The sequence below is a fragment of the Parafrankia sp. EUN1f genome (assembly GCF_000177675.1).
Lineage (GTDB): Bacteria > Actinomycetota > Actinomycetes > Frankiales > Frankiaceae > Parafrankia.
The window spans coordinates 40,187-56,025 of the sequence record NZ_ADGX01000014.1 but is presented as its reverse complement, the minus strand read 5'-3'; the positions used below and the strand labels follow the sequence as shown (position 1 = coordinate 56,025).

Here is a 15,839-nt window from a genome sequence, read left to right as displayed (position 1 = left end):
GTCACGACGCCGTCGACCACCCACCGCCGGGTTGTCGACGCTGCGCGACGACCTCGAGGGACGAAGCACCACCAAGGCCGCATCGGCGCGGATCCGAGTGACGGCCGGCCCGACACGCCTCCCACGTCGATAGCTGTAAGTAATCACTCGAGTGCTTAGCGTGTGCCATGCCCCCGGATACGCGCCCTTCCGGGAGCTCCCGCAGCCGCTGCCGCGCCGCCGAGCATCGAGGTTTGCCCATGCCGCCCACGCACCGTCCGCCCCGAGACTCCCGAACACCGGATGCGGCACCCGACGTCCCAGCTGGGCCGCACCCGCGAGCGATGGCCAGCCGGCCGGTTCCGTGGGGTGGGCTGCACGTCCCGGCGGGAGCGTCCCTCCCGCCCGGGACGTCCTACGCGACGCTGCACGCCGCGTTCCAGGCTCAGCCGAGACCGGCCGACCGGAAGCTGGCCGCGGACAGGGCCCGCGCGAGGATGACGGTCGGCCGGGAGGAGGTCGGCAGCGAAGCGACCGGCCGGGAGGCGACCGGCCAGTCCGGTGGCCAGGATGACGACGATCCGGCTGTGATCCATCGCTCAGTCGCCGCCTGGCGGCTGCGCAACGCCCGCCGGTTCTCCGTGCGCGTTCTCAGTGCGGCGACGGTCGCCGTCACCGCGGTCGCGTTGTCCGCACCGACCGCCTCCGCGGCGCCGTCTCCCACCTGGCCCAAGGGCGTCGACATCGCCTCGTGGCAGCACCCCGGCTCGGCACCGATCGACTGGAACGCGGTCAAGGGCTCCGGGGTGGCCTTCACGATCGTGAAGGCCACCGAGGGCACCGAGTACACCAACCCGTACTTCGCCGCGGACCGCGACGCGGCCGGGCTGGCGGGGCTCACCGTGGGTGCCTACCACTACGCCCGCCCGGCGGCCCCGATCTCCACCGCGGTCGACCAGGCACGGCACTTTCTGGCTGTGACAGGTCTCACTCGCTCGGCCGGGCATCTGGCCCCCGTCCTCGACCTCGAGACGACCGGCGGCCTGGACCCGGTCGCGCTCGCCGCGTGGACCCGGGCCTTCCTCGAGGAGATCGAGACCCAGACCGGCCGCGCGCCCATCATCTACACCTATCGGTCGTTCTGGACGGACCACATGGCCGACACGGACGACTTCGCCCTCTATCCGTTCTGGTTCGCGATCTACAACAACGAGGACACTCCGGGGTGGCTACCCGGCGGCTGGTCCAACTGGGCGATCTGGCAGTACAGCTCGTCCGGCGACGTCCCGGGCATCATCGGGAACGTCGACATGAACGCCGCCTGCTGCTCGCCCGCCTCCCTGGCCGCGCTCGCCGACGGAACCCAGTCCGAGCTCGACAGGAGGTACGCATCGGGCGGTCTCATGCGGATAGCCCTGGGCGCTCCGACCAACACGGAGCTCGCGGCCGGCGGCGGCGGACGCTGGCGGCCGTTCACGAACGGACTGCTCTTCTGGTCGGTCCGGACCGGAGCACGGGCGCTGCACGGTGAGGTGGCCCGGAAGTACCTGGCCCTCGGCGGCTCCGACAGCTTCCTAAAACGCCCGCTGAGCGACGTCGAGTGGGCCGCGGCACCCGGCGCGCATCAGGCGATGTTCGAGGGCGGCTGGATCTACTGGAGCCTGGCCACCGGCGCGCACGAGGTGCACGGCCAGATCCTGCGGCACTACCTGGATCTCGGCGGTTCCGTGTCGAGCCTGGGGCTGCCGGTCACGGACGAGTACTCGGTGCCGGGCGGCCGGGAGAGCGCGTTCCAGTTCGGCCGGCTGCGATGGATGGCGGCGACGAACTCGGTCGTGCTGCTGCCGGCCACACCTGGCGTGGGCGGTGCGGCCTCTACCGCAGGAGCGGCGGCGGGGGCCGCGCTGGCACCCCAGTAGCTCGATCAGTCCGAGGGATACCTCCGGCGGAAGACATAGGAGACGGAAGACATAGGAGAAGAGCGCGTGGTGCGTCCTCGGCGCGCGGGTTACTTGCTCGCGAACAGGATGGTCGCGAAGGGTGGCAGTCCCTCGAGGGAGTCGGAGTCTGCGCCTTCGTCGGACGCAGCGATCAGCGAGCCGTCGGGCACGGCCGCGGGCCTGGAGCCGAAGTTCGCGAGGACGTCAAAGCCGTCGACCTCGAACGCGATGACCGAGTTGGCGTCCCGCCACGCGGACCAGCCGCCAATCCAGCGGGGCAGACGCCGCGGGTCACCGCGCCGGTCCCGGCGGAGCAGGAACTGCACCAAGGCCTCGTTGAAGTGCGCATTCGCCCCCTGGATGGTCCGCTCCTCGGCCGCGCCGAGGACCTCGCCGGGAAGCATGAGCATGAACAGCAGCGCCGCGCGGCGCACCTGCAGGACGAACTCGTCGCCTGGATCCCGCGCTGGCGGCAGCCGCCACGTCGGCGCCCGGCCGGCCCACGCCGCCTCGTGGATCGTGTCGTCCACGAAGGCCCGCAGCGACCGCCAGTCCCACCGGAAGGGAACCATCGGAAAGACCCCAAGCTCGGCGGCGTCGTCGTCCGTCATCGCCCCGTTCCCCCGTCTCCGCGGTGGTGTAGCCATGGGCATGCGATCAAGACGCTAGCGCGAGCCACGATCGACCTCGATACCACCCGCCAGGACCTCGCCCGCCAGCTCGACGCTCCGGGTCGCCGGCATGCCGAGCCTGCTCGCACTACCTGCGCTGATCGCTACCTGCGCTGATCGCCGGAAGTCGCTTCAGTAGTTCGTCGCGCGCTACGCGACTCCGCCGAGATCAGGCCGTTGGGCTAACGCCCGGCGACGCGGATCTGACGTCACACGAGCGACCGGGACGAGTCGCGGATCGCGGGAGTGCACCCGACGCGGGGAGTGACAGACGCGGGGAGTGACATGGGCCGACGGGGGTATCTGATTCGGGTGCGGCGCATGGTGGCCGCCTGGCTACAGCAAGCGTTGCCGCGCAGCCGGGAGGACCAGATGGTAGACCTGCGGCAGGCACGCAGCACGGACGGTTGGCTGATCTTCGCCGCCGTCGTCATGTTCATCGTCGGTTTCCACAACCTCATCTACGGCATCGCGTCCCTGCGCGACTACGTCGTGGTGGTGGACAACCTGAGCTCCAGCTCGAACGGCAACGGAGTGATCTACGCCGGCACCACCTTCTGGGGCTGGCTCTGGATCGCGGTCGGCATCGTCGAGATGTGCATCGCGTTCGCCATCGCGGCCGGCAACGAGCTCGCCCGCTGGGTCGGAATCATGATCGCCGCGCTGAACGCCATCGGTCAGCTGGCCTTCCTCGCCGCCTTCCCGGTCTGGTCGGTGATCATCATCGCGCTCGACATCCTGGTGATCTACGCTCTGGCGACCTATCCGAGCCGGGTCAGCACAGGCGGAGCGGTCCAGCCCTACCCAGGAGACCGGCCCGGCCTGGCGCGCGGCTCCGCGGAGCAGGTCCGCAGCGGCGCCTACGCGGGTAGCTCCGGCGGTGCCGGTCCGCGAACCCGAGGTAGCGCCGTCGCGACCGGCGGCGGAGACCGCGCGGCAGGTGACAGCGGCGGCGACTTCTTCCAGCCGACCACGGCCGGCCCGGGCACCCGCTCCGGCGCCGGAACCTCCGAACACCTCGGAGCCGAACGCCCGGACACCGGCTACCGGAACGCCCAGGGCGACGTCGGTCACCGAGGCGGCGACGAACCGCCGACCCGGAACGACGGCCTCGACCGATGACGTCCTGACCGTCCAGGACGTCCTGGTAGTCCACGACGTCCTGGCCAGGCCATCGACGTCCTGACCGCCGGGGCCGCCGCGGCACCTGTCACCGCGGCGGCTCCGGCACGACCTGGGCCCGCCACTGCTGGCAGCGCCGGACGAACTCGGCGAGATGCCTGGCCGCGAACCGGCCTGCGTCCCAGTTCGAGGCCAGCACCGGAACCTGCGCCACGGGTCCCCGCCACAGGTACGCGACAGCGACTTCGCCGCCCACCAGCGAAACCTCGCGTGCCTCGTAGTAGTCGCCCTCGAACAGGTCGAGCAGCTCGCGTTCCGCCGAGGTGAGACCGTGCAGGCAGGCGCCGGCGCAGATCTCGGTGGGACCGGCGGGAACCAGCCCCGGGTAGGTCTGGCTCCGCAGCTCCGCCGCCCGCCAACCCGCGGCCGATGCCGGGCTCATGACCGGACGCCGCGCGAGCAGCGCCTCGACGACCTCGGGAAACTGCAGCGTTCCGTAGACGAACAGCGTCGGCGCCCGGCCCGGACCGCTGCCGCCGCTGGCGCCGGCGCCGGCCGGAACGCCCTGGGTCACCCCCGGGGCTCCGCCGCTTCAAGGTCGGCCCGGGTGAGCGCGGGGCGCAGCGTGAGCCCGATCTCGGCGAGCCGCTCGCGACCGCCCTCCTGCCGATCGATGACGCACAGGACGTCCTCCACGATCGCGCCCTGCTCCCGCAGCACCCGGGTGGCGTCCAGCACGGCACCACCGCTGGTCACGACATCCTCGACCAGGACGATCCGCCGGCCCGCGACCTCGCCGCCCTCGGCGATCTGCCGGGTGCCGTACTCCTTGGCCTTCTTGCGCACGAACCTGGCCGGCAGGCCGGTCCGCGCCGAAAGCAGTGTCACCAGCGGGATGCCGCCGAGCTCGAGCCCGCCGAGAAGTTCCGTCCCGGCCGGGAGGTGCTCCGCCATCGCGGCAGCGATCTCCGCGAGCAGCGTGGGCTCAGCCTCGAACAGGTACTTGTCGAAGTACTCCGTACTGGTGCGCCCCGACCGTAGGACGAAGGTGCCGGTCAGATGGGATGCCGCCCGGACTCGGGCAGCCAGCGCGTCGATGTCGGCCACATCTGGCGACTCTACGGCTCGCCCTGCTCCCGCCCGTTCTCGTCCCGCTCGCTGATGGCGGGAACGGCGCTGGGAACGACTCAGGCCCGGAGAGTTTCCTCCGGGCCTGAGTCAAAGAGTGTGCCCCGGGTAGCCCGGGGTGGTGGCAGGTGATGGATTCGAACCATCGTAGGCTGAGCCGACGGTTTTACAGACCGCTCCCTTTGGCCACTCGGGCAACCTGCCGTACTCGGCAAGCATACCGGTTGCTCCGAGCATGCTGACGGGAGGGTCCCCAAGTACATCCCCGACGGGCCCCGCGACGCGTGCCCGCGGGTCGCGGGGCCCGTCGCCCGCACCGAACGACTCGACCCAGGAGGTCCGTGCCCGTGGCAGATCCGTCCTTCGACATCGTCAGCAAGGTCGACACCCAGGAGATCGACAACGCGGTCAACCAGACGGCGAAGGAGATCAAGACCCGGTTCGACTTCCGCGACACCGGCGCGTCCGCGGAGCTCTCCGGCGAGGCGATCCAGCTGCAGGCCAACAGCGAGGAGCGGGTGAAGGCCGTCCTGGACGTCCTCCAGGAGAAGTGCGTGAAGCGCGGCATCTCGCTCAAGTCCCTGGAGTACGGCGAGCCCCGGCAGTCCGGCAAGGAGTTCCGGCTGACGGTCACCGTGCAGCAGGGCATCGCGGACGACAAGGCCAAGGCGATCGCGAAGAAGATCCGCGCGGACGGGCCGAAGGGCGTGCAGGCGCAGATCCAGGGCGACCAGCTGCGCGTCACCGGCAAGAAGCGGGATGACCTGCAGCGGGTCATCCAGCTCCTCAAGGAGGAGGACTTCGAGGTCCCGCTGCAGTTTGTCAACTACCGCTGAACCGTGGCCCGCGCATCTGGTGGCAGCCGACGAATGGGAGATTGAGCCTTTCCGTCGTCGACTCGGACCTGCGGCGTCCCTGGCCTGGGCCGGGAGACGGAAAAGGCTCACCGTTTCGTCAACAACAGTCGCGCACGCGACAGCCCGTACCGGGCGAATTCACGCGCATATGCACGGGAAGAAGCGTGTGCGAGGATTCCGGTGGCTGACCGGGCCGGGAGCGCTTCGGGCGCTCCCGGTGATGTTCCTCAGAAAAAGTGCACCCCGCCCGATGGGGGGTTTCGGGCGGGGTGCAGGCGGCGGAACCTGGGGGGTACGCTCCGCCGCTGTCCTGGGAGCTTTGAGACTACTCTCATTCGCGCGGCGCAGCGTGCCTTCCGCGGGTCTCTCTATTTCACCACAGTGAACTTGATGTGCCCGACATGTGGCTTCTCACACCCGCCCGTCGTACCCGTTCCATGCCGGGCGCGCCCGCCCCGGTCACGCGGTCGGGGCCGGACCCGACCGGGCCGCCCTACCGGTACGGATTCATCCGGGCGCGCTGCTCCAACCGGGCGATTCGCTCGGTCAGCGGCGGATGGGTCGAGAACAGCTTGGCCACACCGCCTCCGCGGAACGGGTTCGCGATCATCATGGCGGAGGCCGGGCCCAGCCGGGAGTTCGCGGGCATCGGACGCGCCGCCGTCCCCGCCTCCAGCTTGCGCAGGGCGCTGGCCAGCCCGAGCGGGTCACCCGTCAGCGTCGCCCCGGATTCGTCTGCCTGGTATTCACGGGCGCGACTGATCGCCAGCTGAATGATTGACGCGGCAATCGGCCCGACAATGATGATCGCGAGCATCTCGGCCACGCCTGGGCCGTCCTCGTCCCGACCGCCGCCGAAGAAGGCGAAGACCTGCATCATGTTCGCGATGTAGACGATGATCGCCGCCAGGGTGCCAGCGACCGAGGCGATCAGGATGTCGCGGTTGTACACGTGGCTGAGCTCATGCCCGAGCACGCCGCGAAGCTCACGATCGTCCATGATCTCGAGAATTCCCTCGGTGCAGCACACCGCGGCGTTGCGAGGGTTGCGACCGGTGGCAAAGGCGTTCGGTGAGGCGGTTGGGCTCAGGTACAGCCGTGGCATCGGCATGCGAGCCCTGGTCGCGAGTTCCTGCACGATCGCGTACAGCCGAGGCTGCTGGACCTGGCTGACCGGATAGGCCCGCATCGCCCGCAATGCGATCCGGTCCGAGTAGAAGTAGGAGACGGCGTTCATCACGACGGCGAGAACGACCGCGATGACGAGCCCGTGCTGGCCGAACAGCGAACCGAACCACACGATCACTGCGGAGAGCACGCCAAGGAGAAGGGCCGTCTTCAGCCCGTTGAGACTGCGATGAGGCATGGCTTGTCGCGCATCCGTCCTGTCGACCTGTTGCGACTACATCAACGAAGGACCTGACACTCCTCGTTCCCAACGCTCGGGCGTCCACGCCGAGCCACCGCCCTCGCAGCACCCACCGTCCCCGCCGCCCCCCGCTCTCACGGTCCATGCGGCCTGTCGTCCGGGCGGGCCACGCCGGCCCGTAGCGCGGCGGCGGCCTGGGCGGGCAGCAGGCCGGAGCGCTCGAGGCGATCGGCCGTCAACACCGCCAGCGCGCCGTACGCGTCCGCGAGGTGGGGGTCCAGGCGCGCCAGCTCCGACCACTGCGCTGTGACGGTGCCGACATCCCCGCGTCGGACCGGACCGGTCATCGCGCCCTCCCCGTGCGCCAGGGCGTTGTCGAGCGACATCCGCAGGAGCGGTCCGAGCGCCTCCGCCGGATCGGGGACGCCTGCGGCGGCGAGCAGCTGCCCCGCAGCCGTGACCAGCGTGGCCAGAAAGTTGCCCCCCAGCACCAGCGCCGCGTGGTAGCTCGCGCGTCGCTCCTCGGGAATGACCGCAACCCGGCCTCCGATGCCTTCCACCAGGCGGCGGACGAGCCCGGCCGTGTCCTCATCACCGGGCGCGGTGGTGACCCCGAAGGTCGCGCCGACGAGCTGGTCGGGGTCAGTCGCCGCACCGGTCAGCGTCATGATCGGATGGATCGCGGCCGGCCGGGCGCCCACCGCGGCCGCCGGTGCGAGTGGCGCGATCCCATGGCGCCCGCTCAGATGGGCGACCAGCACAGCGGGCGTGCGCGCGACACCGGGCGCGATCCGCCCGGCCGTCTGTTCGATGCTGTCGTCCGGAACCCCGAGCAGGACCACGTCGGCGCGCGCGGCCGCCTCGGCCGGCGTGGCGCAGACCTCAGCCGCGGGGAAGAGGGCCGCGGCTCGTTCCCGCCCGGCCCGCGTCCGGCTGTGGAGCGCGCGCACCTGATGCCCCGCGGCCACGAGCGCCCTGCCCACCGCTGCGCCGGCCCGACCCGGCCCGACGATGGCGATCGACAGACCGGCGGCCGACAGACCGGCGGCCGACAGACCGGCGGCCGACTGGCCCGCGACCGACCGGCCGGCGACCGGCACCGCCGCGCACGTGTGCTCCATCACGCCCCACTCCCCCGAACGCCCGCCGATGCGCCGCCGGTACCCGGCTCGATCCTCCTCGCCCGTCTCCGGCCGGTACCCGGCTCATGACATGTCGACAGATCTCCTCCGCCACGGCGGGCAGGTGTCCGGACCCACCCGCCTTCCAGCGGCTCGATCAGCTGGCCACCAGCTGTCCGCCGAGAGGAAGGCCGGCCGCTTCACGGCCTTCTCCGCGGCCATTCACGATGAAACCTACTGAGCGGAAACTTAGTCGGCCCCGGCCGGCCGTCCTACGTGGCCAGGTCTGCTGCCTCAGCGATCCCCTTATGGCGTTCCGTACACGTCCGGTTTCGAGCGGATACCACCCTGTAGCGGCGATCTCCCGTCCCGCCGTTCGAATGGGCGAGTACCCCCCCGCCAGCCGGTGGCATGCAATGCTCATCGTTGACGACTCCGGGTCGCCGTGCTGCTTCCAGCCAGTCACCGCTATACCGACGAACGTCCGGAAGAGAGTCGGTCCTGCCACTGACGACCCGCCGACGACGGCGTCGTGATATCACCGTCAGACCGGTCGGTGATACCACCACCAGGCCAGATGGTCGTTTCACCGACAACTCGACCGCTACGCCCCGGGAGACACCTCAGGAAGGGAGAGCCGCTGAATAGATCCCCCTTCGGACACACCCGGCCAGACATCATCAGCGTCGTCCGCCCGCGCCGGCGGCATGGCGCCCACTGCCGGGCCAGGCACGACCAGGGGGCCTACCGGACGGCCGGACGGACCACCGACCCGGGTGTCTGCCTGCGGACACCCGTCAGGGTGTGTGCAGGCAGGTGATGTCGCACGTGGTGGGCCTACAGGCAGCCGGATCGGCGATCACGCCCAGCGGGCTCGACTGATCACATGACTCATGTCCGGCGTGTTGGGAGCGTAAGGTCCCGGCCTGTCGGAGCATGATCGACCAGCCCCGCCGAGCCGCCCGGCAACTCCACTTCAGCTGGACTCGGCACCGTTACCAGAAAACGCATACCGCAACCAGTCGCGCACGGCCTGCAAGGGGGGGTGGCCGGGATAATCCAGCCGTAAGCCACGGCGCATCACACTTCCCAGTGCCACCAGGCGGCGCGATCCTCGTGCCGTATTGAGCCGCCCGGTACGCTGGGGTGGTACCTGAGGAGGTTACTTAAGGTGTCTGAGCAGGTCAGGGAGAGGGAGACCCGCCGGCTCGACCGGGTCGTCGTGCGGTTCGCCGGCGACTCCGGCGACGGTATGCAGCTCACCGGAGAACAGTTCACGAGCGAGACGGCGGCATTCGGCAACGATCTGTCCACGCTTCCGGACTTTCCCGCGGAAATCCGGGCGCCAGCTGGCACTCCGGCCGGAGTTTCTGGCTTCCAGCTCCATTTCTCCGATCACGATATTCTCACCCCGGGCGACGCCCCGGACGTCCTCGTCGCGATGAACCCGGCCGCGCTGAAGGCGAACCTCAAGGATCTGCCGCCCGGGGCCGACCTGATCGTCAACACCGACGCGTTCACCGGCGGCAACCTCAAGAAGGCCGGCTACGCGGACGACCCGCTGACGGACGGGACGCTCGACAGCTACACCGTCCACCGGGTCCCGCTGACCTCGATGACGATCAACGCTGTCAACGCCGCCGAAGGCGTCGGCGGCGCGGTCAACAAGAAGGAGGCCGAGCGAGCGAAGAACATGTTCGCGCTCGGCCTGATGAGCTGGCTGTACCACCGGCCCACCGACGGCACCGAGGGCTTCCTCAAGAAGAAGTTCGCCAAGCGGCCGGAGATCGCGGCAGCCAACATCGCCGCCTTCCGCGCCGGCTTCAACTACGGCGAGACCACCGAGTCCTTCTCGGTCACCTACGAGGTCGCCCCGGCCCGGATGCGCGCGGGCACGTACCGGCGGATCACCGGCAACATCGCGATGTCCTATGGGCTGATCGCGGCCGGTGAGCTGACGAAGCTGCCGCTGTTCCTCGGCACCTACCCGATCACGCCGGCGTCGGACATCCTGCACGAGCTGAGCAAGCACAAGCAGTTCGGCATCCGGACCTTCCAGGCCGAGGACGAGATCGCCGGCATCGGTGCGGCACTCGGCGCCTCGTTCGGTGGGTCGCTGGGCGTGACGACGACCTCCGGCCCGGGTGTCGCGCTCAAGAGCGAGACGATCGGTCTCGCGGTCAGCCTCGAGCTGCCGCTGCTGATCGTGGACATTCAGCGCGGCGGCCCGTCGACCGGTCTGCCGACGAAGACCGAGCAGGCCGACCTGCTGCAGGCGATGTTCGGCCGCAACGGCGAGGCTCCGGTGCCGATCATCGCGCCGCGCTCGCCGGCCGACTGCTTCGACGCCGCGGTGGAGGCCGCCCGGATCGCGACGAAGTACCGCACACCGGTCTTCCTGCTCTCCGACGGCTACCTGGCGAACGGCTCCGAGCCGTGGCTGCTGCCGACCATCGACGAGCTCCCGGACCTCACGGTCACCTTCACCACCGAGCCGAACCACGAAGGGCCCAAGGGCCCCGAGTTCTGGCCCTACCTGCGCGATCCCGAGACGCTGGCCCGCCCCTGGGCGGTTCCCGGCACCCCGGGCCTCGAGCACCGGATCGGTGGTCTGGAGAAGGCCGACGGGTCGGGCAACATCTCCTACGACCCGGCGAACCACGACCGGATGGTGCGGCTGCGCCAGGCGAAGGTCGAGGGCATCGCGCGCGACATCGCCCCGCTCGAGGTCGACGACCCGTCCGGCATGGCGGAGGTCCTCGTGCTCGGCTGGGGGTCGACCTTCGGGCCGATCGCCGCCGGCTGCCGTCGGGTGCGCGCCAAGGGCCTGCACGTGGCCCAGGCGCACCTGCGCCACCTCAACCCGTTCCCGGCCAACACGGCCGAGGTGCTGCGCTCCTACGACAAGGTGCTGATTCCCGAGATGAACCTCGGCCAGCTCCGCATGCTGATCAGGTCGCAGTTCCTGGTGGACGCGATCGGGTACAACCAGGTCCGCGGACTGCCGTTCAAGGCCGCGGAACTCGCGGGCGTCTTGGAGGACGTGATCAACCAGTGACCGTGACGACGAACGGCAGCGGGATCTCCAACCGGCTCCTCGACCTGATCCCCGCCACGCCGAACCAGCTCACCCGCAAGGACTTCACCTCCGACCAGGAGGTCCGGTGGTGCCCGGGATGCGGCGACTACGCCATCCTGGCCACCGTCCAGGGCTTCCTGCCCGAGCTGGGCATCGCCCGGGAGAACATCGCGTTCATCTCGGGCATCGGATGCTCCTCGCGCTTCCCGTACTACCTGCAGACCTACGGGATGCACTCCATCCACGGGCGCGCGCCGGCGATCGCGACGGGGCTGGCCACGTCGCGGCCGGACCTGTCGGTGTGGGTGGTCACCGGTGACGGTGACGCCCTGTCCATCGGCGGCAACCACCTGCTCCACGCGATGCGCCGCAACGTCAACATCAAGATCCTGATGTTCAACAACAGGATCTACGGCCTGACCAAGGGGCAGTACTCGCCGACCTCCGAGGTCGGGAAGATCACCAAGTCGACGCCGTTCGGCTCGCTCGACCGCCCGTACAACCCGGCGTCGCTGGCGCTGGGCGCGGAGGCGACCTTCGTCGCCCGGTCGATCGACTCGGACCGGGCCCACCTGACCGCGACGCTGCGCGCGGCGGCGGAGCACCCGGGCACCGCGTTCGTCGAGATCTTCCAGAACTGCAACATCTTCAACGACGGCGCGTTCGAGGCGCTGAAGGACCGGGACACCCGGGACGACGCGACGCTGAAGATGGTCGACGGCGAGCCGCTGCTCTTCGGCGCGGAGCGGGACAAGGGCATTCGGCGCGCGGCGTCGGGCGGCCTGGAGGTCTGCGCGGCGACCGACGAGAACGTCCTCGTGCACGACGCGGCGAACCTCGACCCGAGCCAGGCGTTCGCGTTGTCGCGGCTGACCGGAGACGCACACGGGGTGACTCCCATCGGCGTGTTCCGCAACGTCGACATGCCGACCTACGACGAGGCGCTCAACGACCAGGTGGCGCAGGCTCGTACCAAGCTGGGCAAGGGCGATCTGCTCGGGCTCATCTCGGGCAACGAGACCTGGACCATCAACTGACGGATCCATCCATGTGACGGGTACCGGTGGTACCTAGAAGGCCGGGGTGGCGAACTGCCACCCCGGCCTTCGCCGTCCGGAGCCTTCGGTCGCTGCTCGTCCGGAGCTTCGGTCGCTGGTCGTCCGGAGCTTCGGTCGCTGGTCGTCTGAGCGCCAGTCGTTGCACCGCCCGCTCCCAGCATGCCCAGAAGTGCCATCTGCACTGATTGCCCAATTAGTGGACGTATGCATTGGTTGCGGCCCTCTGATCAGCATGCGGTATGGTGACCCCCGGGTGGGGGTGCCGTGTGGCCCGGGGGGGCTCACAACACCAATGCAGCAGCCGGAGGCGCAGTGCGGGCTTACGCAGTGCGAGATCACCGAGCCCGTCACCGGGGCTCACCGTTAACCCAGGCCATGTTCTGCGCCCTGGCGGCAGCGGGCGGTCAGCGTGGGTAGCCACTCCGCGGGCCGGCACAGCCGGGGCGCCGAGACCACCGGCGAGTTCCGCCGGCCGGTTCTGCCCCAGTCGGCACCGGCCGAGCGTGCTCCCGCTCCGGGCGGAGCCGCGTCTGGCTCCACCGCTCACGGCGCCGTCACACCCCAGCTCGCGCAGTGGAACGATCTTCCGCGGCGCACGCGGTCCGAGCCGCGCTCGAACTGGGTGACCAGTGAGTGGAGCAGCAACCCCTCGGCGGGGACGGCTTCGCTCCCCAGGCGCTCACCGCCGCCACGGCCGCCGATTCTGCCACCCGGGGAGATCGACACCCTCACCGGGCCGATCTCGACCAGTTCGTCGGTCAGGCCCGCCCGTACCGCGCACACGGCCCGGTTCTCCGCCTTCGAGCCGGCCCGGTCGGAGCGGCCGGTCGGGTCGGAGCGACGGGTCGGGTCGGAGCAGCCGGTCGGGTCGGAGCGGCCGGTCGGGTCGGAGCGGCCGGTCGGGTCACTGTTCGAGCCGATGCCTCCGTCCGCGCCGACCGCTGGAGCCGGCCCGCGGCCGGTGGTGGTGCCGCGCCAGAACGGCACCCGGCCGGGTTCGGCGACGGGCCGGGGGGCACACCGAGCCCCCGCGCCACGCCGCGCGCCGGGCCGCACCCGCATGGTCGTCGCGGGCACCGCCTCACTCGCCGGGCTTTCGGCGATCGTGACCGGTATGGCGCTCACCGCGGAGACCCCAGTGATCTCCGCGGGGCCCACCACCGGCGCCAACCCACTCGTCCAGGCGGACCAGGCACGCGACGCGTTCGGCTCCGCCGACACGCAGGCGTCTCGCAGCAGCCGCACCGAGCTGCCGACTCCCCAGCCCACCGCGACCACTGGGCCCACCGCCTCCGACGAGGGTTCCACCCCGGCGGAAACCGACTATCTGCAGGTCTCCCGCTACTCGTCGCAGTACCACGCCACCCAGACGCCCGCGTCCGCCCAGGCTCCGTCGCCGGAGCAGAGCCTCGCCGCCGAGAGCGAGAGCAACGACCTGTCCGGCTACGAGCTTCCGTTCGTGCCGCTCACTCCGCAGACCACCGCGGCGACCCCGACGAACGGAACTGACACCTCGGACGACGAGACGTCCGACCCGAGCACTCCAGGCGTGCCCACGCCGACGCCGAGCGCTTCGGCGAGCCCGGACCAGCCGGAACCGAAACCCACGACCAAACCGGCGTCCACTCCCACGGCGATCTCGACGACCTCCGGGAGCACCACGACGCCGCGTTCGACGGCGACGACGACTCGGCGGCCGACGACCTCGGCCACGTCGACGACTCCGCCCGCGACGACGGCTACGCAGACCTCCGGCGAGGGCTCGTTGCCGTTCAACCCGGATCCGGTGGAGGTCACGCCGATCTGGGACGTCAGCATCCCGTCCATCACCGTCGAGTAGACGTCCTCGTCCGCCTGAACCGGTGTCTCCGCGTCCCCAGGGGGCGCCCCCGCCGGGCGTGCAGTCCTGAAGGCCGATCTCGGACTGCCCGCCCGGAGTTGGCGGCTCGAAGCGCTGATGATTTTGGTCGTTGCGGGAGCCCGTCGCGGAATCCCGAGCCTCGGACCTCCGCTGCCGCCGTTGCTTTAGAGCAAAAGTCGAGGATTCTGGCTGCTACAGCAACCGAAATCCTCGACTCTTGCGGATCGTCAAGTGACTCTACGTCACTTTTTGTCGCCATTGGTATGAATTGCTGGCGCTGCTCGGCAGCGCGGGATCGCCGGTGGGTCGCCGTGCGGCGGGTGAGTCCGGACCCCTGGCGACCCCGGATCCCTGGCGACCCCGGATCCCTGGCGACCCCGGATCCCTGGCGACCCCGGATCCCTGGCGACCCCGGATCCCTGGCGACCCCGGATCCCTGGCGGCCACAGTCCTCAGATCTTGCTTGGCAGCAACAGCGGCCGTGGGGGACCCGAAGCTGATCTCCGGTCCAGCAACCGAAGCCGACCCCGAGGAGAGTTGGGCCTGGGTCGGCTGATACGGCGATGCGTCCTGGTACGGCGATGTGTCAGCCGGTGCGCAGCTGGTCCCGCCCTCAGCTGGTGCCGTGTGGTCAGCTGGTGCGGTCGACGACGAAGTCGGCCAGCGACTCCAGAGCCGTCTTCGCGGGACCGTCGGGCAGCGGGGCGAGGCAGGCCCGGGCTTCGCCCGACCAGCGCGCCAGCTCCGCTCGGGCCCGGTCCATCGCGGGATGCTCCCGCAGCACCTCCAGTGCCTCCACGACGGCGCTTTCGGTCACCCCGGAGCTCGCCCACGGGTCCGCGCCGAGCAGGTCACGCAGCCGGCGCGCACCCGCGTCCTCGCCCTCAAGGGCGTAGAGGACGGGCAGGGTCGGAATTCCCTCACGAAGATCGGTTCCGGGGGTCTTCCCGGAGGTCTCGGTCGGTGACGCGAGGTCGATGATGTCGTCGGAAAGCTGGAAGGCGACACCGAACCGCTCACCGAAGGCCGCCAGGACGTCGGCCGTGACCCGGTCGGCACCGGCCAGCATCGCACCGAGCCGGCCCGAGGTGGCGATCAGCGACGCGGTCTTGTCGGTGATGACCCGCAGGTAGTGCTCGATCTGGTTCTGGCCGGGCCCGGGGCCGACGGTCTCCCGGATCTGCCCTTCGCACAGTGTCGCGATGGTGCGGGCGAGAATGCGCGTCGCCTCCGGGCCCAGGTCGGCCGTGATCTCGGAGGCGCGGGCGAACAGGAAGTCGCCGGTGAGGATCGCGACGGTGTTCGTCCAGCGCGCGTTCGCCGACGCCGCTCCGCGCCTCAGCGGCGCCTCGTCCATGACGTCGTCGTGGTAGAGCGTCGAAAGATGCGTCAGCTCGATCGCGACGGCGGCCGGCACGACGCCGGCCGCCTCGGGATCGGCGAACTGGGCGGCCAGCAGCACGACCATCGGCCGGAACCGCTTGCCGCCCGCGTCAACGAGGTGCCGCGAGGCCTCGGTGACAAAGGAGAACTCGCTGTGGACGGAAAGCCGCAGCATCTCCTCGACCGCGGCCAGCCCCACCCGGACAGCCTTCTCCAGATCAGGGTCAGCCCTGATCCCCATCACGTCCAACCCGATAGCGCTCATACCACC

The 15,839-nt window shown here is 70.3% G+C and carries 13 protein-coding genes and 1 tRNA gene; 6 read left to right on the top strand and 8 right to left on the bottom strand.

Annotation, left to right across the window (positions count from 1 at the left end; all coding sequences use genetic code 11):
• The first annotated feature begins 239 nt into the window (after positions 1-239).
• Positions 240-1,898, top strand: coding sequence for a GH25 family lysozyme (locus tag FREUN1FDRAFT_RS39520; RefSeq protein WP_083828578.1), 1,659 nt, complete (start codon positions 240-242; stop codon positions 1,896-1,898).
• Between the two features lie 89 nt (positions 1,899-1,987).
• Here FREUN1FDRAFT_RS39520 and FREUN1FDRAFT_RS06140 read toward each other — a convergent pair whose 3' ends face one another.
• On the bottom strand, positions 1,988-2,530 hold the full coding sequence (locus FREUN1FDRAFT_RS06140; protein ID WP_006539110.1) for a hypothetical protein: 543 nt from the start codon (positions 2,528-2,530) through the stop codon (positions 1,988-1,990).
• Between the two features lie 432 nt (positions 2,531-2,962).
• Between FREUN1FDRAFT_RS06140 and FREUN1FDRAFT_RS06135 the strand changes: the two genes are divergently transcribed.
• Positions 2,963-3,712, top strand: a complete 750-nt coding sequence (locus FREUN1FDRAFT_RS06135) for a hypothetical protein (protein WP_006539109.1) — start codon at positions 2,963-2,965, stop codon at positions 3,710-3,712.
• 88 nt (positions 3,713-3,800) lie between these two features.
• Here the strand turns inward: FREUN1FDRAFT_RS06135 and FREUN1FDRAFT_RS06130 are convergent, their stop codons facing one another.
• From FREUN1FDRAFT_RS06130 to FREUN1FDRAFT_RS06120, 3 genes are all read right to left on the bottom strand, one after another.
• Positions 3,801-4,286: a gamma-glutamylcyclotransferase family protein gene (locus FREUN1FDRAFT_RS06130; RefSeq protein ID WP_006539108.1), complete on the bottom strand. Its 486-nt coding sequence runs from the start codon at positions 4,284-4,286 to the stop codon at positions 3,801-3,803.
• Entirely contained in the window at positions 4,283-4,819 is a 537-nt protein-coding gene (gene pyrE, locus FREUN1FDRAFT_RS06125; RefSeq protein WP_006539107.1) for an orotate phosphoribosyltransferase, read from the bottom strand. Before pyrE ends, FREUN1FDRAFT_RS06130 begins: the two co-directional genes overlap by 4 nt.
• A 140-nt stretch (positions 4,820-4,959) precedes the next feature.
• Positions 4,960-5,044 (bottom strand) — tRNA-Tyr (locus tag FREUN1FDRAFT_RS06120).
• Positions 5,045-5,187: 143 nt separating this feature from the next.
• On the opposite strand from FREUN1FDRAFT_RS06120, the gene FREUN1FDRAFT_RS06115 reads away from it, so the two are divergent.
• On the top strand, positions 5,188-5,676 hold the full coding sequence (locus tag FREUN1FDRAFT_RS06115) for a YajQ family cyclic di-GMP-binding protein (RefSeq protein ID WP_006539106.1): 489 nt from the start codon (positions 5,188-5,190) through the stop codon (positions 5,674-5,676).
• Positions 5,677-6,190: 514 nt separating this feature from the next.
• Here the strand turns inward: FREUN1FDRAFT_RS06115 and htpX are convergent.
• Both htpX and FREUN1FDRAFT_RS06105 read right to left on the bottom strand, forming a co-directional pair.
• Positions 6,191-7,063 (bottom strand): zinc metalloprotease HtpX, encoded by an 873-nt coding sequence (gene htpX, locus FREUN1FDRAFT_RS06110; protein WP_006539105.1) that lies wholly within the window; start codon positions 7,061-7,063, stop codon positions 6,191-6,193.
• A gap of 137 nt (positions 7,064-7,200) precedes the next feature.
• Complete coding sequence (locus FREUN1FDRAFT_RS06105) at positions 7,201-8,187, bottom strand: Rossmann-like and DUF2520 domain-containing protein (protein ID WP_006539104.1); 987 nt, start codon at positions 8,185-8,187, stop codon at positions 7,201-7,203.
• Positions 8,188-9,358: 1,171 nt separating this feature from the next.
• Between FREUN1FDRAFT_RS06105 and FREUN1FDRAFT_RS06100 the strand changes: the two genes are divergently transcribed.
• Together FREUN1FDRAFT_RS06100 and FREUN1FDRAFT_RS06095 are read left to right on the top strand one after the other, a co-directional pair.
• Positions 9,359-11,245, top strand: coding sequence for a 2-oxoacid:acceptor oxidoreductase subunit alpha (locus tag FREUN1FDRAFT_RS06100; protein ID WP_006539103.1), 1,887 nt, complete (start codon positions 9,359-9,361; stop codon positions 11,243-11,245).
• Entirely contained in the window at positions 11,242-12,303 is a 1,062-nt protein-coding gene (locus FREUN1FDRAFT_RS06095; protein ID WP_006539102.1) for a 2-oxoacid:ferredoxin oxidoreductase subunit beta, read from the top strand. The genes FREUN1FDRAFT_RS06100 and FREUN1FDRAFT_RS06095 overlap by 4 nt, the downstream gene beginning before the upstream one ends.
• A gap of 564 nt (positions 12,304-12,867) precedes the next feature.
• Here the strand turns inward: FREUN1FDRAFT_RS06095 and FREUN1FDRAFT_RS43515 are convergent.
• Positions 12,868-13,449 (bottom strand): hypothetical protein, encoded by a 582-nt coding sequence (locus FREUN1FDRAFT_RS43515; RefSeq protein WP_157474380.1) that lies wholly within the window; start codon positions 13,447-13,449, stop codon positions 12,868-12,870.
• On the opposite strand from FREUN1FDRAFT_RS43515, the gene FREUN1FDRAFT_RS40605 reads away from it, so the two are divergent.
• Positions 13,439-14,164, top strand: coding sequence for a hypothetical protein (locus FREUN1FDRAFT_RS40605; RefSeq protein WP_157474378.1), 726 nt, complete (start codon positions 13,439-13,441; stop codon positions 14,162-14,164). The genes FREUN1FDRAFT_RS43515 and FREUN1FDRAFT_RS40605 overlap by 11 nt on opposite strands.
• Before the next feature lie 652 nt (positions 14,165-14,816).
• Here FREUN1FDRAFT_RS40605 and FREUN1FDRAFT_RS06080 read toward each other — a convergent pair.
• The gene (locus tag FREUN1FDRAFT_RS06080) at positions 14,817-15,833 is read right to left on the bottom strand and encodes a polyprenyl synthetase family protein (RefSeq protein WP_006539099.1); all 1,017 of its coding nucleotides are present in this window, start codon (positions 15,831-15,833) and stop codon (positions 14,817-14,819) included.
• Between the last annotated feature and the right edge of the window lie 6 nt (positions 15,834-15,839).

What these genes read in the sequence shown, in the direction of transcription:
- FREUN1FDRAFT_RS39520 (WP_083828578.1), top strand. Translation starts at nt 240, where the DNA reads ATGCCGCCCACGCACCGTCCGCCCCGAGACTCCCGAACACCGGATGCG.
- FREUN1FDRAFT_RS06140 (WP_006539110.1), bottom strand. Translation starts at nt 2,530, where the DNA reads ATGACGGACGACGACGCCGCCGAGCTTGGGGTCTTTCCGATGGTTCCC.
- FREUN1FDRAFT_RS06135 (WP_006539109.1), top strand. Translation starts at nt 2,963, where the DNA reads ATGGTAGACCTGCGGCAGGCACGCAGCACGGACGGTTGGCTGATCTTC.
- htpX (WP_006539105.1), bottom strand. Translation starts at nt 7,063, where the DNA reads ATGCCTCATCGCAGTCTCAACGGGCTGAAGACGGCCCTTCTCCTTGGC.
- FREUN1FDRAFT_RS06105 (WP_006539104.1), bottom strand. Translation starts at nt 8,187, where the DNA reads ATGGAGCACACGTGCGCGGCGGTGCCGGTCGCCGGCCGGTCGGTCGCG.
- FREUN1FDRAFT_RS40605 (WP_157474378.1), top strand. Translation starts at nt 13,439, where the DNA reads ATGGCGCTCACCGCGGAGACCCCAGTGATCTCCGCGGGGCCCACCACC.
- FREUN1FDRAFT_RS06080 (WP_006539099.1), bottom strand. Translation starts at nt 15,833, where the DNA reads ATGAGCGCTATCGGGTTGGACGTGATGGGGATCAGGGCTGACCCTGAT.